The organism is Mesorhizobium sp. M7A.F.Ca.ET.027.03.2.1 (assembly GCF_003999175.1).
Lineage (GTDB): Bacteria > Pseudomonadota > Alphaproteobacteria > Rhizobiales > Rhizobiaceae > Mesorhizobium.
Genome location: NZ_RZOM01000005.1, coordinates 1 through 23,798 on the forward strand (window position 1 = coordinate 1; position 23,798 = coordinate 23,798).

A 23,798-nucleotide genomic window follows, 5' to 3' on the forward strand; every position below is an offset into this window, starting at 1 on the left:
TGTTCCACCGGCCAGCCTGCCATTAAAAACCCCGCCACTGAGGGAGCAGTAACGGGCCTTCCGGTGTTATCCACGGCCAGGGAAACCGAGAGCGATCCAAACTTCATTTTCGGAGCCATGTTGCAGTGGGTCCGCCCCTACTGGCGGGCAGAGGCGGACCCGGCCAAGGCTTGGGGCCTCGGCCCGGCAGCGGGGGACGCTGCCGCCGGTTCCAACCTGCCTCGACATATCAGGTTCCACTAATGCACTAAAAAGCCCGCCACCTTTCAGCAGCGGGCTTCCAAGCTGCAATTCTCTTGATTAATCGATGATCCCGGAGACCCCGGACGAACTGGGCGATGCCGTCACCGACGACAGCCGCTCACTTTTGGTGAATGCGGGCTTCTGATAGCTCTTCTTCTTCGATCTAATTTGCCAATCCGCAATGTGCCACTCTTTGCCTTCGACCAGGCGTGGCAATCGGCCGACAAAAAGCCCGCCACCTTCCGGAAGCGGGCTAGGATGCCTCACTGCTGGCCGGAGCGACTGCTCGCGCCAGCGGCATCGGTCCAGGCGAGGCATCCGGCAATGACAGGCGTTGTGCCGACGACCAGGGCGCCGCGCGCGTGCAGGGTCATCAACCCGCGCCATGAGACCCTATCGACCGCCCAGATGGTGCCGCTGGCGTCGACCCACTTGAGGTCGGTGTCGGCGGCTTGAACCGCCTGCACCATCCCGGCCGGTTCCATCCCAGCTCGAAAGACGATGACGGAAGTGGTGGCACCGTTGAAGAGCGGGCCGGCACCCGTAGTCAGTCCTGCAAGCAGGACGATGCTGGTCAGAGCCGCCGAGGCGCCGCGTGCCGGTCTACCGCGGTTGGGCAGCACCAGCACCAACAGCAGCGGCACGATTCCGAAGATGACCAGCCACGCAATATCCCAGGCGAGCGGCATGTCGCTGTTCATCTTGATCCGATGCAGGCCGAGCAGCCAATGGAACACAATGGCGTCCACCAGATGCCAGAGGCCGAACCCGGTGAAGGCTAGCCGAAGGATCTCGGTCGTCGTTCCGGCCCGCCCGCCTGCTGCCCTCGCCGCCACCAGCAGCACCGTGCCGGCAACGGCCAAAACGTACATGAACAGATGAAAAAGGCCGTCGGCCATGATCTGGAAGCGCAGGTCGGAACCCGCCGGGTCGGCGAGGCCCGAGAGAAGATGATGCCATTGCAGAATCTGGTGCAGGACGATGCCGTCGAAGAAACCGCCCAGCGCGAAGCCGAGCAGAAGCCAGCCGACTCGCGTTCTTGGATCGAGTTTCGCGGTGATGGTGTCCATATCACGACGACTCCGCCGAAACCGGAGCTACAAGTCTGGTTAGCAGCTCCAGGTGCATCGCCCTGTCCGGTGTCGGGTCGTGGAGATCATGACGGGCCTCGATCCAGAAGGCGGTAATCAGCCCGCCGACCACTGTCGTCAGAACCAAAGTCGCAGCAATGATTGCCAGCATGGATGTCGATCCTTCAACCGCGCAGGGACAGGCCGCGCCCGACCCGAACCTCGGCTTCTGCCGTATGTTCCCTCGCGTCGGGCGTTCTGGGGAGGGAACAATCAACTGACATCATGGTTCGGATGCCCTGTTGGCGGATGGCTGAAGCGGAGAACGCTCATGAGTGAATATTCGGCGGCGGCTCCGAGCAGCCGCGACGACCACAAGCCGCGGGGCATCACCCGCTGGCTGTTTTCGACAAACCACAAGGATATCGGAACCCTCTACCTGATCTTCGCCTTCATCGCGGGGGTCATCGGCATGCTCTTGTCGGTGGGCATGCGAATTGAACTGCAGCAACCCGGGATCCAGCTTTTCCCCGGGTTGGCATCGATGATCTACGGCTACCAAGGCGACGCGGCCATAGATGCCGGCAAGCAACTTTATAACGTGTTCACCACGGCGCACGCGCTGATCATGATCTTCTTCACCGTCATGCCCGCACTGATCGGTGGTTTCGCCAACTGGATGGTTCCGATCATGATCGGCGCCCCGGACATGGCCTTCCCACGCATGAACAACATCTCGTTCTGGCTGCTGCCGCCGGCATTGATGCTGCTTCTATTGTCGATCTTCATGCCCAGTGTCCCCGGCGGCTACGGTCCCGGGACCGGCTGGTTCCTCTATCCGCCCCTTTCGACCTCCGGCCATCCCGGTCCTTCCGTCGATCTGGTCATTCTTTCTCTGCACATCGCGGGAGCCTCTTCGATACTCGGCGCCATCAATTTCATCACCACGATCTTCAATATGCGCGCGCCAGGGATGACGTTGCATAGAATGCCTCTGTTCGTGTGGTCGATCCTCATCACCGGATTCCTGCTGCTGCTGGCCCTGCCTGTCCTAGCAGGGGCCATTACAATGCTCCTGACCGATAGAAATTTTGGCACCACATTCTTCGCGCCGGACGGCGGCGGCGATCCTATCCTGTACCAGCATCTCTTCTGGTTTTTCGGCCATCCTGAAGTCTACATCATGATCTTGCCGGCCTTCGGCATCGTGAGCCAGGTGATCTCGACATTTTCGCGAAAGCCGATCTTCGGCTATCTGGGGATGGTCTATGCGATCGTCGCGATCGGGGCGATCGGTTTCGTCGTTTGGGCTCACCATATGTACACCAGCGGAATAGGGCTGGACACGCAGCGCTATTTCACCTTCGCCACGATGGTGATCGCGGTGCCGACTGGGATCAAGGTGTTCTCCTGGATCGCAACCATGTGGGGCGGTTCCCTTAGCTTGCGCACCCCGATGCTGTGGGCGCTCGGCTTCATATTCTTGTTCACTGTCGGAGGCGTGACCGGCGTACAGCTTGCGAACGCCAGCCTCGACCGGCAATTGCACGACACCTACTATGTCGTCGCACACTTCCACTACATTCTTTCGTTGGGTGCCATCTTCGGCATCTTCGCGGGCTGGTATTACTGGTTCCCGAAGATGACAGGATATTTGTACAATCCGGTTTTGGCTGGGATCCATTTCTGGACGACCTTCGTCGGTGTGAACCTCGTCTTCTTCCCCCACCACTTTCTCGGGATGGCCGGCATGCCGCGTCGCTATATCGACTATCCCGACGCTTTTGCCGGTTGGAACATGGTCTCCTCCTTTGGATCCTATCTGTCGGCCGCGAGTGTCCTGATTTTCCTTGCCAGCATCGTGGAGGCTTTCCACCGGCGAAGGGCCGCCGGCATGAACCCTTGGGGGCCGGGAGCCACCACGTTGGAATGGGAATTGACCTCTCCGCCGCCTTTCCATCAATGGGACAGGCTGCCGAAAATAGAATGAAGACGGCTCGCCGTGCGCGACAGACAACGGGATCGGCGCGCTGAGTTGGAACCGCGCCGCGCTGTTCGTGAATCCGCCTATCGGAAGCTGATCACCAGCACGGCGAAAAAGCTGGCGAGGGCTACTGCCCAGCAAAACAACCAGTTAGCGATCAGCAGGACAGATTTCAGCACGGTGGCGTGGCAGTAGTCTTCGATGATCGATTGCATGCCCAGCCGCATGTGGACGCAGTTCACCAGAATGAAGGTGATGAGGGCGGGTGCGACATAGACCGATCCGACTGCGCGGATGACGACATCTCGAGGCTCTCCGATCAGCCTTATAACGACCGCGACGATGTAAATGACGAGGATCAAAAGTGCAGCAGATGTCAGTCGTTCCAGCATGAACGTTTCGGTTCCGTGTTTCGCCGACCCAAGGCCCTGCACTCGAGCTAACGGAGTTCTGATCGAGTGTCTGTCAGCCATCTTGCTTCCCCTAACTCACCTGGTTCCTTTGCCCGTAACTCAAGCTGTTGCTGTCCAATGCTCGGGCTCGCGTCACGGATGGATAGTGGGCAAGCACGTTCTCCAGTTTGGCAAGGCGAGCTTTTTGGGCGGTTAGCTCGTATCCTGAACGCCATCGGATCTTGTTGGGTCTGCCAGCTGTCCACAACTCCTTTTCAAGGAGCGAGATGCTGAGGCGGACGGCGTCGATCTCTTTGACCAGCGCGCGACTCTGCATGGCGGTAGTTCCGGTGTGCAAGGTTGGCGCCAAACACAGTGCATTTGAAAATGTTCCCTGGTGGCCGTCCGGCGTTGAAAATTCAAACGCCTCGATGCTGCCCTCAAAGCGGTCGCCACGAGCCCAAGCCGGGCGCCCGGCACTCGGCAGCTGGGATCTCTGCGCAGTCCGGTAGGTCGGGGGTTGCCTTCAATGGGCCGCAGCGTGCCGTGCTACGCTTAGGAACAAGCAGGCGCAATGCATGGCCCGCCCCTTGCGGCGGGTAAGATGACCAGAATCTGTTCTTGGCCAACATATGTTAAAAGCCCTTTTTGTTTCTCGATCGGGCAAAAAGATTTGCGTTTCACAGCCGGGAATTTATCGATCCTCAAGAAGTTTGCGGGGCTAGTCAGGAGAACGGACTATGTCGGGCAACGAAATTCATCAAGACGCCGCGCGTTTTCGCACCAGCATCCGTGTCGTGGACGCCCGCGTGTTCCGCGGACCTCATCTTTACAGCATGACGCCAATGGTCCGGATCCAGATCGACCTCGGAGCCCTTGAAGCGTTCCCGACAGACAAGCTGCCCGGATTTACCGATGACATCGTTCGCCTGTTGCCCGGCCTTGGGGGCCATGGCTGCAGCTATGGCGTCGCCGGCGGGTTCGTCCGCCGTATGCAGGAAGGAACCTGGCTCGGCCACGTCGTGGAGCACGTCGCCCTGGAACTGCAGAGCATGCTGGGCCACCCGGTGACACGAGGAAAGACACGTTCGGTCAAAGGCAGTCCGGGCACTTACAACGTCATGTTCTCCTACAATGATGAGGTTGTGGGGCTGCTCGCCGGACGAGTTGCGCTCGAGTTGGTGGATAGTCTCCTGCCGGGCAATCTGCATGGCCTCGAGGGGCTCGACGAGATTGCCGAAATGGAAGGGCCATTCGATTTCGCGGTGAGGCTGCAGCAGCTCAAGGCTGGCGCCGCCGAGCGTGCCTTGGGCCCCACGACCGCCTCTCTGGTGCGCGAGGCCGAGAGACGGGGGATTCCCGCGGCGCGGCTCGATGACAGCAGCCTGGTGCTGCTCGGCCAAGGCAAGCATCAGAAGCGCATTCGCGCCAGTTGCACCGACCTCACTTCTGAGATCGCGACCGAAATCGCCTCCGACAAGGACCTGACAAAATTCCTGCTGCAGCAGGCCGGGCTGCCGGTCCCCAGCGGGGAACTGGTGCGATCGAGCGCAGGACGCTGTCGCGGCAGCGGCACGGCTCGGATACCCTGTGGTCACCAAACCACTGGACGGCAATCATGGAAGCGGCGTCAACATCGGCCTCGCAACAGAGGACGAAGTCCGCTGGGGCTTCGAACAGGCGCGAGAACACAGTCGCAGCGTGATCGTCGAGCAGCACTTCGTCGGCTCGGACCACAGGATCCTGGTGATCGGAGGAAAGGTGGTGGCGCTTGCCGAGAGGGTCCCGGCACATGTCGTCGGCGATGGCCGGAGCTCTGTCGCCGAACTCGTCGAGCAGACGAACCGCGACGCGCGACGGGGAGAGGGCCATTCTTCGGTGCTGACCCGCATCGAGATCGACGAATGTGTCGAGCATTTCCTGTCAAAGTCGCAGCTCACGCTTTCGAGCGTTCCAGCGCCGGGGTCAAATGGTGCTCCTGCGACCCACCGCTAATCTGTCGACCGGCGGGACGGCAACCGACCGGACTGATGAAATCCATCCGGAAAACGCGCTGATCGCCAGGCGGGCGGCACAGATCGTCGGTCTCGACATCGCGGGGATCGACTTCGTCTGTCCTGACATTTCGCGGCCGGTCAGCGAGACCAGCGGCGGCATCATAGAGGTGAATGCCGGTCCCGGGTTTCGCATGCATCTCGAACCGTCCTCGGGCCGCGCCCGCAATGTCGCACGGCCGGTGCTCGATCTGCTCTTCAAGGGTGGCAAGGACGGCCGCATTCCAATCTTCGCGATCACAGGGACAAACGGCAAGTCGACCACCGCCAGAATGCTGTCGCACATTCTGCATGCGAATGGTGCAACGGTCGGGCTCACCTCGACCACCGGCGTCTACCTGAACGGCGAGCGGATCATGACAGGCGATTGCTCGGGTCCGCAAAGCGCCAGGATCGTGCTGCGCGAGCCAGGTGTCGATGTCGCTGTGCTGGAATGTGCACGCGGCGGCATGCTGCGCGAAGGCCTTGCATTCGACGCGTGCGACATTGGCGCGGTGCTGAACGTCCATGGCGATCATCTGGGGCTGAGAGGCATCGACACTATCGAGGACCTGGCGGAAGTGAAGTCGGTGGTCGTCGAGTCGGTCCGCCGCAGCGGGTGGAGCATCCTCAACGCCGACGACATTCACACCTCCGCGATGTCGCGCGACGCCGGGGGCAGGATCTGCTACTTCTCGCTGGCGAACAGGAGCGACTGGCCCGATTTCCTGCGCAGCCACGTGGCGGAAGGCGGCCGCGCCGTGACGCGGGAGCGCAGCAGGGACGGTTGGGACATCGTCATCCACGAGGATGGGGAGTCGATGTTCCTGATGGACGTCGACGAAATTCCCGCGACCTTCGAGGGGTCCGCTGAATTCAACGTCGCCACAGCTTGGCGGCCGTTGCGATGGCACATTGCCACGACGTACCTGCGGCAACTATCCGCGCTGCATTGACCGAGTTCACCACCTCGTTCGAGCATTCTCCCGGTCGCCTCAACGTCTTCGACGGGCATGGTTTCCGCACGATCGTTGACTACGCGCACAATCCCGAGGGGTTGAAGGCGCTGGGAAAACTCGTTTCCCATATGAAGCGCGGGTATCAGCGCACGATCGGCCTTGTCGCCATACCGGGCGACCGCCGCGATTGCGACATACGCGAGATGGGGGCGGTGGCTTCGCGAATATTCGACGTCATCGTCTTCAAGGAGGATGAACATGAACTGCGCGGCCGAGCCCCCGGAACGATCGCCGGCTTGCTGCGGGAAGGCGCCTTGAACGCCGGCTGCGCTCCAGGGCGCATACAAGCCGTCTGTCCCGAAAAAGAGGCTGTCGAAGTGTGTCTCCAGCTTGCTCGGGAGAAAGACCTTGTCGTGCTCACCGTCGACGACGTCGAGGCGGTCTGGAGCCAGGTGACCGGGTTTGAGGGCGCAGCACCTTCTCGGCGAGGGCCCGATCAGAGCCATATTCGCCATCTGAGGGCTGGCTGATGTGGTCGCTCATCCTGCACGGCGGCGCCAAGGAGATCGATCCAGAAGAGGAGGAGGCGCATCGCAACGGGTGCATCAAGGCGCTTGAGGCCGGTCGCGCCGTCCTGGCCGGCGGCGGAACTGCAGTCGATGCGGTGGAAGCCGCCGGTCGTGTCCTCGAGACGGACCCGACGTTCAATGCAGGATATGGCAGTGCCCTCAATTCGGACGGCGAGGTCGAAATGTGCGCAGGCGTCATGGAGGGCAGGGACTTCAATGTGGGCGCCGTGGCTGTGATCAAGGGCGTGCGCCATCCCATCAGTGTCGCCAAGGCCATGCTCCATGAGGAGCCAATCCTGCTGGCGTCGGACGGCGCCAGGCGTTTCGCCGCCGATAAACAACTGGAGCTTTGCGATCCGGCTGACTTGGTCACGCCGCAACAACGCGATTTCGCCAGCAAGTCGGAGGCGAAGGATACAATCGGTGTCGTTGCCCTTGACCAGTATGGGGATCTCGCCGTGGGCACTTCCACCGGGGGACTGGACGGCAGCGCTCCGGGCCGAGTGGGCGATTCTCCTCAACCCGGTTGCGGCTACTACGCCGACAACCAATTGGGCGCCGTGGCCTTTTCGGGAGACGGCGAGCATATCGCGCGAAAGGCTCTCGCCGCTCGGGTCATGCAGGCGCTTTCCGCGCGGCGCGCACTTTCCGCCGGACGGGCAGCTATGGCGGGCGTGGAGGAGGTGCTGGAGCCCTCCCTCAGGGAGGTTGAGGCGATCGGCGGTGAAGCGGGAGCCATCGTGCTTACCCCAACCGGGAAGTCCGGGTGGGCGCACAACAGCCGGGAGTTCGCAGTCGCGTTCATGACCAGCGAGGACAACCATCGGCATGTCTTCCTGCGCAAGAAAGACGAGGGCAGATGACCGGCAAGAAGAAAAGGCGCCCCTCCAATGGCAAAGCCGGAACGCTTGTCATCATCGGTGGCCACGAGGACCATGACGGCGATCGCGTCATATTGAAGGAGGTCGCCAGCCTGGTTCCGAACGGCCGCCTGGTGCTTGCCACCATCGCGTCGCATGAGCCGGATGGCTATCTCGAGAAGTATCAGAAGTCCTTCGGCGAGTTGGGCATCAAGGAAGTCGTCGAGCTCTACGTCAACGACCGTCTCGAGGCGGCTCATGAAAAAAAAAATAAGCGCGCTCGCAAACGTGAGCGCTGTGTTCTTCTCCGGTGGCGACCAGCTCCGCATCACCAGCCAGATCGGCGACACCCCCATCGACGAGCGGGTGCACGAAATCTATGAAGCCGGAGGCATAATTGCCGGCACCTCCGCGGGCGCGTCGGTCATGAGCGATACCATGATGGTGAAGGGGCCGAACGCTGCGTCCTTTCGGATCGGCCATATTCGCATGGCGCCGGGGTTGGGCCTGCTGCCGAATGTCATCATCGACCAGCACTTTGCGGAGCGAGGCCGCATCGGGCGGCTCATCGGAGCGGTGTCGCAGAACCCACGGGTCCTGGGCATCGGCATTGATGAAGACACGGCGATCGTGGTGAATGGCGAGATGTTCAAGGTCATCGGCAGCGGCGCTGTCTATCTGGTTGATGCAGCCGGCGTCACGCATTCCAACATCGCGGAAGGTGAACCTGATGCCGCCCTTTCCATCCATGATTTGAGGGTTCACGTGCTGAGCTCCGGCGATGCCTTCGATCTCGCGATGCGACGCCCGGTCGGGGTTCCGTGAGGCTTTGACACCCGGATGGCAAAGCTACGGCGGGACTGGCTAACCGAGTTGGCGACGCCGATGCCGATGCGCAACCGCGACGCGCTCAACGATGGCCACCGTGCAGACCCAGCGCAGGAGTCAGTATGTTTTCAAACCGGATAAAGCTCGCCACGCTGTTTGCGGCTGCCGCCCTCTCGCTGGCGGCATACAATAACGCACGCGCCAGGAAGGCCTTGGCTCCCCGTTTGAAGGGACGCACTCTGAGGATCGATGGGGTGGACCTGAGTATCATCGAGAAAGGCAGCGGGCCTCCTTTGCTCCTGTTGCATGGCAATGGCTCGGTTGCGGAGGATTTTGCGGTCAGCGGCGTGCTCGACCTGGCGAGTGCCAAGCATCGGGTCCTCGCCTTCGACCGGCCAGGCTTCGGCGGAAGCTCGCGACCGGCTCGAAAGCGCTGGTCGGCGTGCGAGCAGGCCGATCTCTTCCACGAGGCCGCCGCCAAACTAGGCATTCACAAATACCTCGTGCTTGGACATTCCTGGGGCGCTTGGATCGCGCTGGAGATGGCCCGCAGGCACGCTCCCTCGGTCGCCGGCCTGGTCCTCGTCTCTGGATATTACTATCCCTCACCGAGGCTGGATCTCGCTCTTGCAACACTACCGGCCGTACCGCTGATGGGCTCGCCATTCCGTCACACCTTGCTGCCGCTCGCAGTAAGGCTCGGCTGGCCGTCGGCTATGCGAAAGATATTCCGGCCTGGGCCGATCTCGAACGTTTTTTCGGTGAGCACAAAGGAGGTCGCCAGCCGCCCCTCTCAGTTGCGCTCAGTCTGTGTGGAGACAGCCCTGATGCTCGGCGCGGCGCTGTTTACGAAGCCTTGCTATCGGGACATCGACGTGCCGACCGGAATCGTCGCTGGAGCAGGGGACAGGCTGTTCGACGCTCGGCGTGAAGCGGAACGCTTGCATGCCGAAATTTCAGGATCACTGATAGAAATAATCCCGAATTCCGGGCACATGGCTCACCACAGTGACCCGCAGGCGGTGCTCCGAATGATCGACAAGGTCACCTGTATGCCTCGTCCACCAAAAGACGGAGGCAGCAGCGACGCGCTCTCGCCAGCTGCGCGCTGACATCATCGATCAGGGCAGCCGGCGGTTTGTCGTGTTGGCAGGGCAGGGGTACTTGCGCGGAGCCGGTTCGCCGGGTTCCCGCAGGCTGAGAGCCTACAAAAGATTCCGATTTCTCCCGACACCAACCCGCCGAACCGCCTCCTGAAGCGCCACAGAGGTGCTCGGGCGATGAGCGGGGACCTGTGCAACCATTGCCACCCGATATGCAAGAACGGAACGAGGCAGTCTGCGGCTGGCGTCCATCGCCGCCCAACTTGCCAGGCGCAACGATGTTGCAGACCGTGACGAGGGAGACGAAGTCCGGTGCTACAAGGCGAACCAATCGATCGAAGGTCGCGAAATCATCAACCAGAAGATGGCGAGCACAGCCGCGAAGGCAGGAAAGCCAAAGGCGAACCAGAGCCGAAACAAGGTGTTATAGCGCTGTGGTGGAGGTTGCTTCGCTGCCGCGGCCTGCATAGCGAGATTGCGCATCTCGATCTGCATCCACACGACTGGAAGCCAGAACAGGCCGGTGATGAGGTAGAGCAGGATCGAAAGCACAATCCACCCCTCGGTCAGCGAATATCCGGAATGCCACGCGAGAAACGCACCGGTGACAGGTTGGGCGATGACGGCGGTTGCAGTGAACATGAAATCGGCGATCACGACGACGCGTGCGACCGCCGCGATGGTTGCGGAATTTGCGGTCCGATGGGCGAGCAGCATGAAGAAGGCGATACCGGCGCCAGTGCCCAGCAGCACCGCCGCTCCGACGACATGCAGGAACTTGAGAATGAAGTAGCTCATCAGCGTTCCTCCAGGACTGCCAGCGCGACAAAATGCAGAACAATGATCGGCAGGATCTTCAAGAAAGGGCCGAGTGGCTCGTTCCACAGCTCGGGCCGCAGCATGGTCCCCGCGATCGCATAGAAAAGAGCCACCGCGATCGCCCCGAACAGACCCAGCCGACTGGTCGGTCGCCAGGCGATCAACGCGCCGACCGCCATGTCGGCCAGCGCTCCGGCGATGACCGCCGGTTCCGCCAGCGGACCGATGGCAGTGCCTACCAGCAAGTCGACCCCGCGGCGCCAGCCAGTGGTCAGGGAAATGACACCCGTCATGATCCAGAAGAAGGGCAGGACAGTAAAGATCGCCGGCTTGACGAAATAGAGACGGGCGAACCATCGCTCCTGCACCGTCGCGGGATTGAGCTTTAGCGCTGCTTCGAGGCTGGATGGTTGGATGCCTGTCGCTGCGATCCACGGGTGCGGGTCGCCGACAGCGCCCCGCACGATTTCCTTGGCCGCATTGCTGCGCATCGGCGGGCGCCAGCCGAGCAGAGCCGTCGCATCGCCGATCCGGTACAGGCCGGCCGCGACGCTTCCGGGCAGAGTGAACTCTCCAGCCGGCCTCGACCCGAGCCAGCAGCGGTAGAGGCCAACCACCTTGCTCATCGGCAGCGCTTCAGGTCCGGCAAGGTCAAGCGCGATGCTCGATGCGCTATCGGGCCGGAGAAAATGCAGGACAGTGGCGATCACGTCGTCCAACTGTACGACCTGAAGCCGACCCGTGCTGGGCATCACCGGCAACAGCGGCAATGCGGCCAGTCCGCGAAACAGCGCACTGGCGCCGAACGCCGGCCGGCCCAGCACGACCGACGGGCGCAGGATGACCCAGTCCAAATCGCGCGCCATCAACGCCTGGTCGCCAGCCAGCTTGGTGGCCGAGAAGGCGGACGGCTGCAGCCGATCGACCCCGATTGCCGAGAAGTGAATGACTTTTCTCACGCCCGCCTGCTCACAGGCGGCAAAGAGTGCCGATGCGCCGCCCGCATGCACACCGCCAGTGCTTTCTTGCGTGCTGTCCTGCAGCACGCCGGCGCAGTTAACGACCGCATCGATACCTATCAGATGCGGGCTCCAGTCCTGCGTCCGCGCCTTTGCCATGTCGAGCAAGACAGGCGGCAAGCCTGTGAAGGGCGCGGTGCCGGCACGATGCAGCACGCGAACGATTTCATATCCATCGGCGGCCAGGCGCGCGCAAAGCGAAGTTCCGATCAGACCCGACGCGCCGGTGACGAGAACCCTCATCCCGCGTGCCCTAACTGGGACGGCAGGCGCGCCTCGACCTGTCTGGACGCGGAGCCGGACGACGCCACAAAGCTGTCTTCGCAGCCCGGCCACTCGATCGGGCGGTCCGAGACCTGGTCGCCCAGGTGAGGGCTGATTGAAGCAAGCGTCCGCGCGGCGCTGGAAGCAACTGCGCCCAGAGCTCCCATCATTGTTCGCGCGGCCTTGTCATGGAGCAAAGGCGCCGAGCGCGGACTCGGGTTGGTTGTTCCTCTGGTGCCCATCATCGGGTGCTCATCCTAAGCTGCCACGCTGTCCTGCAAAACTTTGCTCGGCAAGTCTGAAAACTGTCAAGTCTGAAGGGTGGCAAGTCCGAGTTGGCAAAGCCAAACGGTTCGGGCTTTGCACAACCGACCAATCGGCCTAGCCAAGCACTTCGGCGACGAGCCCCAACCGACACGCGTCCTCGGCATGGATATAGCAATTGTTGGTGGCGCGTTGGTAGAGTTCTTCGGCGGTCAGCGAGCTTCCGTTGACCAGTTCCCTGAAGCCTTCCATTTCGAGCTGCTCGGCGGTTTCGAGCAAGGCGAGTTCTTCGCGCACGATCTGGATGCAGGACCGCATCGGGCCGTTGAGCGCCAGGCTTGTGTCCATGCGCCGCTCATGCACGAGCAGAACCGCGTCTTCCGTCAGGAAGCGGCAATGCCGGTCGAACGCCGCAAAAATGGTCACTCCCGCCGAGTAGACCTGCGTCTTGCCGACACAATAGGCGCGTCGCCCTGAATGCAGGCGGAACAGGCGGATTTCGAGCGCGATGCGACGCGCGGCATCGGCATCGCCGCCGCTGGTGTTCAACTCCATCAGCATGTCCTGGCCGCTGCGACGAACTTCTTCCAGCCGGCCGAGGAAGAAAGTCACCGTATCCTGGCCAATGGGCCCGTTGATGGAGATGTTCGGCTCGAAGAGCAGCCGTGCCAGCTCAGGAGCCGGGTCGGTGGGTGTGGTGCCGCCCGAGGGCGGCACGTTTCCGGCGATGTTCATGGACTGGGTCTCCCAGCAGACTGAAACGGGTCCAGCTAGGCGGCTTCCTGCAGCGCCCTTTCGTTTACGCCGGCTTGTCCGAGTTGAGTCAGCGCCTCGTCAGTTGCCTTCTCTTCCTCGAGCGTCTGCTGAAGCAGTTGGACGGCGTCATTCAAGCCGAGCAGCCCTGCCCAGGTCACAAGCGTGCCATAGCGGGCAATTTCATAATGCTCAACGGCCTGGGCCGCGGCGACAAGTCCGGCGTCGAGGGCCGGCGCCTCCTGGAACTCCTCCAGAATCTCCTGGCCTTCCTCAAGAATGCCGTCGATGGCCGGACAGGTCTTGCCCTGCGTGCGCTTGCCGAAAATTTCGAACACCTGCTGCAGCCGCTCGACCTGGCCCTCAGTCTCGTCGCGGTGCTTCTCGAACGCGGCGGTCAACTCTTGCGATTCGGCACCCCTGGCCATTTTCTTGAGGGCACTTAAGATCTTACGCTCGGCGTAGTATATGTCCTTCAAGGCTTCGTAAAAGAGATCTTCCAAGCCCTTTGTGCTGCTCTGGGCGCTTTTTTTCGTCGCCATCTCCATCTCCCACCTCGAGTTCAATGCGTCGCGGCATATGGGCTCTAACAACCAAGGCCATCCGTTGTTCCTCGCCCTCAAAGACATCGTGGGAAGCACGAGCAAGGACCCGTGGGCATCTCGCTCCGTTATGGTCGGCACAACCGGCGCCAAACGGCGCCATGTCGCCTCTGCGCTAGCCTAGCCTCGCGGCCGCTTGTTAAGCCGCCTGCCGCGCCTTAACGGCGTTCTCGCCTGGACGATCGAAGTCGATTGCAGGCCACGCTTTCGGCGATCATGTTGACAAGACGGTAGTCGGGGGGCCGCGGCGCCGGAACGACCTGCTCAGAGCTTTGTGGGCAACTGTTGTGAGAACCAGATCGCGCGGCTTTTCGGCACATATTGCATGCCGCAATGGTCGCTCGGCTGCCTCTGCCGGTCTAAACGGGACCCCGGCCTGCGCATCCGGATCGTTGAAGCGGATTGTCGAAAAGGTGTGTCGGGGGTGAAGTAGATCATGCGCTGCCATCGGTTGCGACGATCGAGCGACGATTTCTTCTACTGGTCGCCTGACCGCCGTTTCGCTTGTTCATCGATCCTGCGACACGCGTTCTTGAGAATCTTGAGTGCCTCGTCCTTGGTGAGGCCGCACTTTCGGGCAAAGTAGTTCGCTTCGATGGCCCGTTCGCGATCCGCCCGAGACCCGGTGTTCTGCTTGGCCTTCTTGCCCATCGAGCTATCGTCCCGATTATATCGCCTGCTGGTGATCGAGCGCCGGCGCCGTGGGAGGGCCACGCGCGATCGGGTCACAAATCTTGCAGCTCCACTGCCTGGCTGGAACTGTGGTTTGGCGCGATTGTTCCGAGATCGCAAAACTTTTCAAGAGATGCCTGGCGCCGGACTTAGCTGTGGCCATTCGGGATCTGTCATCCCATCGCTGTGACCTGCAGACGAATTCAGAGCCTCAGCAGTTTTTCGCCGCTTTCATCCCTGACCTCGACGAATAATTGCTGCCTAATCGCGCTCCTTCAGCGCCGCTCTCGCCAGATCTTTTCAAGCCTTCCAGGCCGGCGCGGCTCGCCTCCTCCAGGCCCGTGCAATCTGTCTTGCTGCTCCGATTGGAACCAACACATCGGGCGTGGATTAGCTCAGACAACATGTTCTTTCCAGCACCCGGAGGAAAACGTGCGCGCCCAGTCTTTTTCCTATCTGGAGGCGCTCATTGCGACGCCTTCCCCAAGCGGATTCGAACAGCTCGTCGCCAAGCTCTATCGGGACAACGTCCGCGAGTTTGCAGATAAGGTGACGACCGATGTGCTGGGCAATGTGAGCGCAATCCTGAACCCGGAAGCCGGCTTTCGCGTCATGTACGCTGGGCACATGGATGAAATCGGCTTCATTGTTCATTACATCGATGAAAATGGCTTCCTGTTCTTCAACACAATTGGTGGCACCGACGTCGCTACAGAGATCGGGCAGCGGGTCTGGATACACGGTGCTGAGCGGGTTGCGGGCGTGATTGGTCGCAAGGCCATACAGGCATTCAAATTGTCCGATAGCAGCCAGACTCCCAGCTTGAAGGATCTGTGGATCGATATTGGCGCCAGGTCGCGGGAGGAGGCGGAAAAAGTCGTGAAAATTGGCAGCCCGGTCACTCTGAATGCAAGCTTCACGATGCTTTAGGTGATCGCGCGATGGCACGCGCTTTCGACAATAAGGCGGGCCTCTTTATTGGCACGGAGATCGTAAGGCGGCTCAAACAGGATGGCGGCCTGCATCCCGAGGTGGGCGTATACGTGTTGGGGACGGTTCAGGAGGAGATAGGATCAAGAGGCGCCCAAACAGCAGCCTTCAATCTCGCCCCGCATGCTGCGCTAGCGGTAGACATGGGGGTGGCCATGGATTACCCGCTCGCCAGGGCAGAAGACCAAGGTAAGTTGGACCTTGGGAAAGGTCCCGGACTCTCGCAAGGCCCAAGCACCAACCCCTTAGTGTTCGACCTTCTCAAGGGAGCCGCGGATCGTAGGGGTCTTCCGTATCAGTTGCAGGCCTACGGAGACAAAAGCCCGACCGATGCCCGCCTCCTGCAAACTAGCCGCGGAGGTGCCGCCACGGGACTCTCGTCCGTGCCTCTACGCTACATGCATACCCCATCCGAGGTTTTGTGTCTCGCCGACATCGAAGCGACGATCGAACTAGTGTGCGCGTTTTGCCGCGATGTGCGTCCCGACACGGATTTCACCCCATAGCGCGCCATGGCCTCGCGGATCCACTGCGTCACTCGATGCAATGTGGAACAATCCTCGTAGGCGGATGTTGGGCAAGCCAACCCCCTGGAGGACTGCCGATGTTCATGCACAACAAGCGCCTGCAATACACCGTCCGCGTTTCGGAGCCTAATCCCCGCCTGGCCTGCATGATCATGGAACAATTCGGTGGCGCCGATGGTGAGCTTGCGGCGGCGATGCGGTATTTCACGCAAGGCCTTGGCGAGGATGATCTTGGCCGTCGCGACATGTTGCTCGACATAGCCACTGAAGAACTCAGCCACCTTGAGGTGGTGGGATCGATCGTCACCATGCTGAACAAGGGGCTCAAGGCACAACTTGCCGAGGGCCAGATGAAAGAAGCGGACCTTTATCTGATGATCGGCGCCAGCGGTACAACAGCCAAGGAATCGATCCTGTTCGGCGGTGCTCCCGCGCTGTGCGACTCAGCCGGCGTTCCCTGGACCGCGGCCTATGTTGACTCACGCGGTGAACCTACGGTGGATTTGCGGTCGAATATCGCCGCTGAAGCGCGCGCCAAGATCGTTTACGAACGCCTCATCAACATCACCGATGATCCGGGCATCAAGGACGCGCTCGGCTTCCTGATGACACGCGAGATCGCTCACCAAAAGTCGTTTGAGAAAGCACTCTACGCCATCGAAAACAATTTCCCGTCAGGCAAGCTCCCAGGCATCGAGAAGTACGCCAGCATGTACGTCAATACCTCTCAAGGTGACGGCGATACCAATGGTCCATGGAATTCCGGCGAAGAGTGGGATCGGATCGATGACCTTGAAGAGGTGATGCCCGTCGACGGCGGAGACGGCTTGGCAACCGTCAAGATGGGCGCCAGAGACATGAAGGTGGTGGCCAAGATGGCCGACCGTACTCTTTCTGATCCGGCCTCCGATCCGATCACAGGCGCTGATCTGGGCGCTGGCCCGGGAGCTGGCCGAACCAAGAACGCGGATTTTGGCGGCCCGGCAAGCATTCAGGAGGCCCCGGCCGTGGCAGAGGCTGCTGTCAAACGCGCACGTAAGCGTTAGTTTAGAGCAGCGATGGCGCGCCGAGCAGCGCGGCGGCAATGGCGAGTTTGGCCCGAGTGCCGAATGAATATTCGGAGATCGACCGCTCGATCCCAGCGCCCCAATTCAAGCCGTCCGACGACATCGGCGACAGGCCAGTCGTTCTCGGCGCAGCCGCGGATCGAGGCCACAGCTGGAGGTATTGCCGGCCGATCCGCGCCCCCGGCAGATCGAACGGATCGATGGCGGCTGTGGCGCTGGCCTCGCTCTCTCAGTTCTCCGCGTGACTAAAGACGACGGCGCCGTTGTCTTTACGAACTTCAACTGAAACGATCCCATCGTCACCCTTACGGGTCGGGAACATCGCAATGGCATGGTCTTTTGCCGCCTTCTCCGCGTCGAAGGACACTTTGTCGACGATGCCGCGTCTTCCATACCAGATGACAGTGAAGGGCATTGGCACTCACATGCTTTCCGCTAAGCATATAGGAGATCGGCCCGTCGTGCGACAGATAGGGCGGATAAACTTCAACCGAGACAGTGCCCGGCCTAGCAGGCGGGGTAATTGTTGAGCGATATGTTACCGGCAGACGTCTCGCTACCAATAGCATCCCCAGCTCTTTTGCGCTTCACGCCTCATGTCCAAGCGTGCCTCAAGCGGAGAAGGTATTTTCCCCATGGACGAACTCCACACCAATGCGCGTGAGCGAATTTTCCGCTATCCGTATCCTCGCATCGTCTCCCGACAGCATTCAAACCGATGGATGTTGTTCCAGAAGCAGAATCCTCGTCCGCACCGGCTGCCTCGTAATCGACGAACCCCTCATGCCCAAGGAAGTCGACGATATCGATCCGGATGAGTTCGTCGTCCTCGACAACGAGCACCGGAATGGGCTGCGCCATATGGTTATACGAACAACTTCATCAACTCCACGTGCAGACTAGAGATACGCTCCGAGTGCGGGCGTCATTTCGTTGCCATTTGAAGTTTTTTTCAGACGGGCTATTTAGGTATCGATTTCCTCTGGTCTGAAGACATGTACGTTCTGAAGCGCAACAATGTTCTGGCTCATGGCACGGGACCTAAAACGATGGTGTTTGCCCACGGCTTCGGCTGTGATCAAAACATGTGGCGTTTCGTCGAGCCTGCATTCCGCCACGATTTTCGCACCGTACTTTTCGACCAGGTAGGGGCTGGGAAGTCCGACCTGTCTGCGTACGACAGCGCTAAATACGCCTCGCTGGACGGCTACGCGGATGACCTCATTGAAATCGGTCGGGCTCTCGAATTGCGGAAAACGGTATTCGTCGGGCATTCCGTCAGCGCAATGATCGGGGTGCTCGCATCCTTGAAGGCACCCGAAATATTCGAGACCCTTGTTTTGGTTGGTCCGTCTCCGCGCTATATAAACGATGACGGCTATGTCGGCGGCTTTTCAGAGGCTGATGTCGAGGGCCTGCTTTCATCTCTAGCCGACAACCACATGGGCTGGTCGGCCGCCATGGCGCCAGCAATTATGGGGAACGCGGATCGGCCGGAACTTGCTGAGGAGCTCACCAACAGCTTTTGTCGAACTGATCCCGACATCGCTCGTGAATTCGCGCGGGCCACATTCACATCCGACAACAGAGCCGACCTGCCGAAAGTCACCGCGCGGACGCTAGTGCTGCAGTGTTCCGACGACATCATTGCCGGCGATCAAGTCGGTGAGTACGTCCGCGACCACATCGCGGGCAGTAAATTGGTTCACCTCGACGCGGTCGGCCACTGCCCAAATCTCAGCTCGCCGCAGGAAGTTGTTGCGGCGATACGGTCGTTCGTCTGACTACACAATGAACGCTGGTAACAGATACCTCGACCTTTTTGAGAACGCGCCTTGTGGCTACCTCGTTGTAGCTGCCGATGGGCGCATCGACGACGCAAACACTACTTTCTACAAATGGACCGGGTTTTCTAGGGAGGCAGTTGTCGGGAAACGCTTCCGTGACATCCTCAATATCGCCGGAAGAATGTTCTATGAGACACATTTCGCTCCCCTGTTGAGGATGCAGGGCTCCTTTGATGAGGTTGCGTTGGACGTGATGAAGTCGGATGGCGAGAGCCTGTCAGTCCTAGCCAACGCCTGGGAAAAGAGGACGCCCACTGGAGAATTAATTGAGACACGCGTGGCGCTCTTTCGCGCGACGCAGCGTCGACGCTACGAGCGAGAGCTGAGTGAGGCCAGACGCGAGCTGCAGATCGGCCTGAATTCCGCACAACAGACTGCGGAACTGCGCGAGCAGTTCATAGCGGTGCTTGGCCACGACCTGCGAAATCCCCTGGCTTCGATTTCTGCTGGCGTCCACATGCTGGCCCGAAGCTCTGACACCAGCGACGAAAAAACCTCCCAAGTCCTGCGCCTCATGCTGGCGAGCGTTTCCCGGATGAGCGGCTTGATCGACAATGTCTTGGATTTCGCGAGAGGTCGACTTGGAGGGGGTCTCGGACTATCGAGGGACCGCGACAACCCGATCCAGCCCGCATTGCAGCAGGTGCTTGACGAGATAAGATCAAGCTACCCGGAGCGTCAGATCGAGGTGTCGTTCAATCTGGACGGATGCATGATCGATGCTGATCATGCGAGGATCGCGCAGCTTTTCTCGAACCTAATGGGAAACGCCATCGCTCATGGCGACCCTGAAGCTCCGATCAAGGTAGCCGCGCAGGTTCAGGACGGCCTCTTTAGCCTGTCGGTTGCGAACGGCGGTAAGCCTATTCCGGAATCGGCGCTGCAACGCCTCTTTCAGCCATTTTATCGAGGAGAGGCAAAGAGCCGCCAACAGGGCCTGGGATTGGGGCTCTTCATCGCGTCAGAAATTGCCCGCGCCCATGGCGGAAGCTTGGACGTAGTCTCCGATGTGGAGCAAACGCGCTTTAGCCTCCATATCCCCGCAAATTGATCGCACAACTATCTCATGGCTGCTCTCCACCCCCGCTGCCGGAAGGTGACGGGCTCTTTTGTGCGTTAGCGGAACTTGATAGTCGGAACAGGTTCGAAACGGCGGCAGCGTCCCCGCTGCCGGTCGAGGTCCCCAAGCCTCGGCCGAGTCCGCCTCTGCCTGCCAGTGGGGCGGACCCACTTTCGATTCAAGGCAACCTTGCTCCCAGGATGGAAGTTTGGATCGCGCTTGGTTTTCCTAGCCGAGCAGGACACCGGAAGGCCGTCACCCTCCTTCCTCAGTGGCGGCCGCGAAGTCAGTCTACGATTGATGGGGAATTTTTTACCAAACTGTAAATTCAACGGTATTCTGGTAGGAGGCCAAACTGTCCAGGCGAAGCGTCGACAAGCGCGCGAGGCGCAACGCCGCTGCGGATCCGCAAATATCGCCCTTGGCGTGCTACCATCCGAGGATTGGGCTGACTGGTCACTACAACCCGAGCCGCTGGCGAAGGCCATCATTGAGACCGTGGAGCGTCTGACGAGTAGACCGGTCGCTGAAGGCACGACTAGAGGGGGCCTTGGCTTTGAGACCTGCCCGAAGCCGAGCTGCAAACGGGTTCCAGCCTTACGAAAATGTTGCACGGGTTTCTCCAGGTTGGCCCGCCGCTGAGGTCACAGCGACGGGCCCTGCACCAGAGCTTGGACTTGAGGGAGGGAGTTCTCACACCAAGCACGTTCCCAACTTAGATTCCGGATGCATGTTCCTAAGGCCGGCGCAAAAACTTTATGACCCACCAAATACAACAATGCCCCTGCCAGACTCCTGGCGATTCTGCGAAAGGCCGGCATCTCATTGAGACGTCCGCGCAGGCGGCTAGGACTCGCCGTCACACGGCGCGATGTTATCTGAGCGCGTCAAGAATCGCCGGGAAACGCGGAGCTTCAGTTCGATGCGATGGGCCCGACACGAACGTCAGGGATCTGTAAGCCAGGTACGAATACAGGGTGGCTGCGGCATATTGCCCCAAGCGAGGGCTGGATGGGGTGACAGCGAGCCGTTTCGATAAAAGGGGTAACCAAAGCGGCATACAGAATTGTGGCGGCGATGCCGACCATGCCGAAGCGTGCCAGCAGCTTGAGCGCGTCGTCGGCGGCAGACCGATGCTCAGGCACGCGCACTAGACACATACTCTCTGCGGATGAAGGACCCTTATCGTTATGCTTGTCTCTGCCGGCGGCGCCACATTCTATTGGTGGTGGCGAGACCGCTATGACCTTCAGGGCGGGCTAGCGACTGAGCGCCTTCGAAGGTGAAAGTAATTCCCGCGTCCTCAAACGCTTGGCGCATGGCCGCGATCTTGTGGGGACGCGGATTTCGAATACCGTTCTCAAAATCTCTGATCGCCATTTCGCTGAGACTGGCTTTGCGGCAAGGCGCACCCGCGACCAGTTCAGCAGGGCGCGTGCTGTTCTCGATTGAGCTGCTGAGAGTTGGGTTCGGCTGTCCATAGGATGTGAACATTCGATAACTCTAAAATGTTCCTTCGATCTGTGCGACGATCGGATGATCGATCTTCCCCGCGAGGGGGACGGTCGTTACGAGCGATGTCTCAGCGATGCATGTGACAGGCTACAGGCGGCGCCGGGACGAGAGTGTGGGACAAGCAGCGGGCGGGTGAAACGAGGGCTGCGGCTTGGCGGCGTCCGCCCGCTATCGGGACCAACCCTGTCGCGGCTTGTTGACCTATGCTGGTTGGTCCCAGCACACTCCAGAACCTGCCCGCCATCTTCCCGGTGGGCTTTTTGTGAATCAGCGGAACCTGATATGCTGCGGCAGGTTGAAAAAGCGGCAGCGTCCCCCGCTGCCGGTCGAGGCCCCCAAGCCTCGGTCGGGTCCGCCTCTACCCGCAAGTGGGGGCGGACCCACTGAGTCTTGCGGACAAGGCAACCTGGTTTCCGAAATCCATCATTGCTGGTCAGTGACGGGGCCTTCGCGCTGGCGCTGCTACACACGCTTGCAGGCACTCTATCGTGTCTGGGCCCGACTGAAGCCCGACATGGACTCGCAAAGGTCCGACCCTGAAACAACGGAGCCTTTTCTACATTTGGAAATGTGACCGTCGATCATCGTGCCTTCGTCGGCGGTTGGCTGAGTACCCGCCACGGCTCGGTGGCGTGGTGGGTACTCATTCATGGAGAGCGCATGTGAGGTGCAGCGTGGTGAAGGCTGATGAGCCGCCTACCTTATCTAGATCGCCTGGACGATCTCGTTCGTCAGCACAAGCAATTTTCCATCGAAGGGGAGATCCTGCGTGCGGAGTGCCAATTATTCGCTACGTCTTGGCGAAAATCGACAGAAGATCTACGGGAATGGTTGGCGGGGCCTGGGAGTGTCCGAGTAGCGCGGCTTCGACTTAAACTGTTTCCGGGATCCGGAAACTGGACTATCCTCCCACGGGTCTTGCGACTCCAGCCGCTCGGGCCAAGCCGTTCCTGTCCGAGGCAGCTAGTTTTTTCATGGCGACGAAAAATCACCGCAGCATAACAAGTACCCGCTTCAGCAAAAGCTAACGGAGCAGTCTTCAGCAGCCAAGGTTCGGAACGCTGGAAGCCTCGTACTGGGTGGAAGCTTCCGCAGCCCGTCTCGCGGCATCGGCAAATGAGTGCGAGACGGCTGTTTCGCGTTCGATTTGAGCGCCCTGGGACCTGCGGCCCGCCGCCTATTGAGGCGCCGGCGGTGGACCCTGTATAAGCGGCTACATCCATAGTGGATCGACCGCTCAGAGGGTCAATGTGCCAGATCGCTTAGCGAAGCTCACGCATTGTCTGCTCACCGCACGTCAGGCAGGTTAGAGCTATCCTGCATGCCGCTTGCCGGGATTACGGGCCCACGATCGGGTAGCTTCGTCCTCTCCATCGAACTTTCATCGTCTAGAAGCGTTCGGTCCGCTCGGTCAACAGTGTAACGATCAGGGAAGCGCAGAGGAAAGCACGTGCGGTAACGGTTGATTCAACCATTGCTGGTATATTAGGTGTGAGTGGCGGCTCCGGCATTCGGGCGGGCGCTTCAGTGCCGGAGCCGCCTGCGCAGTCCGGTTGGGTTTTGACCGCGCCGTCCTATAATGGGACAGCGCGGTCAATGACTCGTTAAAATGCTACGAGACTAATTAAGCGTGTGCTAAATTGAATCGCAGTTTGCGAGTCAGTTCATGCGTTTGAAGTTCATCAAGCCGCAGGAGCCTGTCCTGGCGCTGAAGCCGCCGGTTAGCAACGGCTGGCTGTGCGAAATCAAAGATGATGGCTGTTGCACCCAGATCATTTTCGATTGGGCCGGCGCGCTCACCTTCACCCGCATGGGGATAGACCGGTTGAAACGTCACCGGCCTGTCGTCACTGCCGCCGAGCAGCTGAAAGCGAAATCCTTCATTCCCGGCGGCGAGATGATCGCGCGGCCGGGCGGCCGGCCGAACTTTCACGCGATGTATTCGCGCATGGCGTGGAATGCCGAGCTGCTCGCCTTCGTCGCCTTCGATATCCTGCACAAAAGTGGCGAAGATCTGCGCTGGCGGCCAGCAGTCGAGCGCAAGGCAATCCTGCGGGAACTCATCCAGCCGGCCGAAGGCATCGTCCAGTGCAGCCAGCATGTCGAAGGCGGTGTCGAGATCTACGAAGCGGCCGATCGGATGAGCCTCAAAGGTATCGTCTCGAAGCGCAAGGTCACCCCTTACCGCAGCGGGGCAAAGGATGCAGTCTGGCTGAAGTGCTGGGACATTGATTTTGAACTTATTGGGATCAAGCGGCAGCCCGGCGAGTGGACAGAGAGGCTGTTCGCACGACACGTCAAGAATGTCGGCAAGGCGGTGATCGCCAAAACCGATGCAATCAAGAACTGGCTCTGGAC

22 protein-coding genes and 1 pseudogene are annotated in these 23,798 nt (G+C 60.4%); 15 read left to right on the forward strand and 8 right to left on the reverse strand.

The annotated features are described in order from the left end of the window. Positions 1 to 506 precede the first annotated feature (506 nt). A complete protein-coding gene (locus tag EN750_RS00525; RefSeq protein WP_127395290.1) occupies positions 507 to 1,313 on the reverse strand; it encodes a DUF2243 domain-containing protein in 807 nt (268 codons plus the stop codon). A gap of 331 nt (positions 1,314 to 1,644) precedes the next feature. On the opposite strand from EN750_RS00525, the gene ctaD reads away from it, so the two are divergent. Beyond that, a complete protein-coding gene (gene ctaD, locus EN750_RS00535) occupies positions 1,645 to 3,303 on the forward strand; it encodes a cytochrome c oxidase subunit I (RefSeq protein ID WP_127395292.1) in 1,659 nt (552 codons plus the stop codon). 77 nt (positions 3,304 to 3,380) lie between these two features. Here ctaD and sdhD read toward each other — a convergent pair whose 3' ends face one another. Continuing rightward, the gene (gene sdhD / locus EN750_RS00540; protein WP_127395293.1) at positions 3,381 to 3,770 is read right to left on the reverse strand and encodes a succinate dehydrogenase, hydrophobic membrane anchor protein; all 390 of its coding nucleotides are present in this window, start codon (positions 3,768 to 3,770) and stop codon (positions 3,381 to 3,383) included. Positions 3,771 to 4,534: 764 nt separating this feature from the next. Here sdhD and EN750_RS40265 point away from each other — a divergent pair. The 8 genes and pseudogenes from EN750_RS40265 to EN750_RS00565 all read left to right on the forward strand — a co-directional run. Then, a pseudogene (locus EN750_RS40265) lies at positions 4,535 to 4,825 on the forward strand (cyanophycin synthetase); the annotation flags it as partial. A 454-nt stretch (positions 4,826 to 5,279) separates the two neighbouring features. After that, entirely contained in the window at positions 5,280 to 5,684 is a 405-nt protein-coding gene (locus EN750_RS40270) for a hypothetical protein (protein WP_245482538.1), read from the forward strand. Next, the gene (locus tag EN750_RS40275) at positions 5,662 to 6,678 is read left to right on the forward strand and encodes a Mur ligase family protein (RefSeq protein ID WP_245482540.1); all 1,017 of its coding nucleotides are present in this window, start codon (positions 5,662 to 5,664) and stop codon (positions 6,676 to 6,678) included. Before EN750_RS40270 ends, EN750_RS40275 begins: the two co-directional genes overlap by 23 nt. After that, complete coding sequence (locus tag EN750_RS40280) at positions 6,675 to 7,211, forward strand: cyanophycin synthetase (RefSeq protein WP_245482542.1); 537 nt, start codon at positions 6,675 to 6,677, stop codon at positions 7,209 to 7,211. Before EN750_RS40275 ends, EN750_RS40280 begins: the two co-directional genes overlap by 4 nt. Continuing rightward, complete coding sequence (locus EN750_RS00555; protein WP_127395295.1) at positions 7,211 to 8,113, forward strand: isoaspartyl peptidase/L-asparaginase family protein; 903 nt, start codon at positions 7,211 to 7,213, stop codon at positions 8,111 to 8,113. Before EN750_RS40280 ends, EN750_RS00555 begins: the two co-directional genes overlap by 1 nt. Further along, complete coding sequence (locus EN750_RS40285) at positions 8,110 to 8,493, forward strand: hypothetical protein (RefSeq protein WP_245482543.1); 384 nt, start codon at positions 8,110 to 8,112, stop codon at positions 8,491 to 8,493. Before EN750_RS00555 ends, EN750_RS40285 begins: the two co-directional genes overlap by 4 nt. After that, on the forward strand, positions 8,399 to 8,935 hold the full coding sequence (locus tag EN750_RS00560; RefSeq protein ID WP_245482545.1) for a cyanophycinase: 537 nt from the start codon (positions 8,399 to 8,401) through the stop codon (positions 8,933 to 8,935). Before EN750_RS40285 ends, EN750_RS00560 begins: the two co-directional genes overlap by 95 nt. A 125-nt stretch (positions 8,936 to 9,060) precedes the next feature. Continuing rightward, positions 9,061 to 10,050 carry an alpha/beta hydrolase gene (locus EN750_RS00565; protein WP_127395296.1) on the forward strand — a complete coding sequence of 330 codons (990 nt, stop codon included), beginning with the start codon at positions 9,061 to 9,063 and terminating at the stop codon, positions 10,048 to 10,050. 306 nt (positions 10,051 to 10,356) lie between these two features. Here the strand turns inward: EN750_RS00565 and EN750_RS00570 are convergent, their stop codons facing one another. The 5 genes from EN750_RS00570 to EN750_RS00590 all read right to left on the reverse strand — a co-directional run bounded on the left by EN750_RS00570 (position 10,357) and on the right by EN750_RS00590 (position 14,413). Next, positions 10,357 to 10,839, reverse strand: coding sequence for a DUF2269 family protein (locus EN750_RS00570; RefSeq protein ID WP_127395297.1), 483 nt, complete (start codon positions 10,837 to 10,839; stop codon positions 10,357 to 10,359). Continuing rightward, positions 10,839 to 12,122, reverse strand: a complete 1,284-nt coding sequence (locus tag EN750_RS00575) for an SDR family oxidoreductase (RefSeq protein WP_127395298.1) — start codon at positions 12,120 to 12,122, stop codon at positions 10,839 to 10,841. Before EN750_RS00575 ends, EN750_RS00570 begins: the two co-directional genes overlap by 1 nt. Before the next feature lie 402 nt (positions 12,123 to 12,524). Then, a complete protein-coding gene (locus EN750_RS00580) occupies positions 12,525 to 13,142 on the reverse strand; it encodes an ATP-dependent Clp protease proteolytic subunit (protein WP_127395299.1) in 618 nt (205 codons plus the stop codon). 35 nt (positions 13,143 to 13,177) lie between these two features. After that, positions 13,178 to 13,702: a ferritin-like domain-containing protein gene (locus EN750_RS00585; RefSeq protein ID WP_127395300.1), complete on the reverse strand. Its 525-nt coding sequence runs from the start codon at positions 13,700 to 13,702 to the stop codon at positions 13,178 to 13,180. A 537-nt stretch (positions 13,703 to 14,239) separates the two neighbouring features. Then, positions 14,240 to 14,413 carry a hypothetical protein gene (locus EN750_RS00590; RefSeq protein WP_127395301.1) on the reverse strand — a complete coding sequence of 58 codons (174 nt, stop codon included), beginning with the start codon at positions 14,411 to 14,413 and terminating at the stop codon, positions 14,240 to 14,242. A 453-nt stretch (positions 14,414 to 14,866) separates the two neighbouring features. Between EN750_RS00590 and EN750_RS41415 the strand changes: the two genes are divergently transcribed. The 3 genes from EN750_RS41415 (at position 14,867) to EN750_RS00600 (ending at position 16,997) form a co-directional block, all read left to right on the forward strand. Next, positions 14,867 to 15,364 carry a hypothetical protein gene (locus EN750_RS41415; protein WP_281062254.1) on the forward strand — a complete coding sequence of 166 codons (498 nt, stop codon included), beginning with the start codon at positions 14,867 to 14,869 and terminating at the stop codon, positions 15,362 to 15,364. 11 nt (positions 15,365 to 15,375) lie between these two features. Then, on the forward strand, positions 15,376 to 15,930 hold the full coding sequence (locus EN750_RS41420) for a M20/M25/M40 family metallo-hydrolase (RefSeq protein WP_281062255.1): 555 nt from the start codon (positions 15,376 to 15,378) through the stop codon (positions 15,928 to 15,930). A 98-nt stretch (positions 15,931 to 16,028) separates the two neighbouring features. After that, complete coding sequence (locus EN750_RS00600; protein ID WP_127395302.1) at positions 16,029 to 16,997, forward strand: manganese catalase family protein; 969 nt, start codon at positions 16,029 to 16,031, stop codon at positions 16,995 to 16,997. Positions 16,998 to 17,247: 250 nt separating this feature from the next. On the opposite strand, the gene EN750_RS00610 is transcribed toward EN750_RS00600, so the two are convergent. After that, a complete protein-coding gene (locus EN750_RS00610) occupies positions 17,248 to 17,433 on the reverse strand; it encodes a hypothetical protein (protein ID WP_127332018.1) in 186 nt (61 codons plus the stop codon). Between the two features lie 580 nt (positions 17,434 to 18,013). Between EN750_RS00610 and EN750_RS00620 the strand changes: the two genes are divergently transcribed. The 3 genes from EN750_RS00620 to EN750_RS00640 all read left to right on the forward strand — a co-directional run. Next, entirely contained in the window at positions 18,014 to 18,802 is a 789-nt protein-coding gene (locus EN750_RS00620; protein ID WP_127380181.1) for an alpha/beta hydrolase, read from the forward strand. Positions 18,803 to 18,809: 7 nt separating this feature from the next. Further along, entirely contained in the window at positions 18,810 to 19,916 is a 1,107-nt protein-coding gene (locus EN750_RS00625; protein ID WP_127395303.1) for a PAS domain-containing sensor histidine kinase, read from the forward strand. Between the two features lie 3,190 nt (positions 19,917 to 23,106). Continuing rightward, positions 23,107 to 23,798: DNA ligase (locus EN750_RS00640; protein WP_127395304.1), on the forward strand; the 692-nt coding region annotated here is incomplete at its 3' end.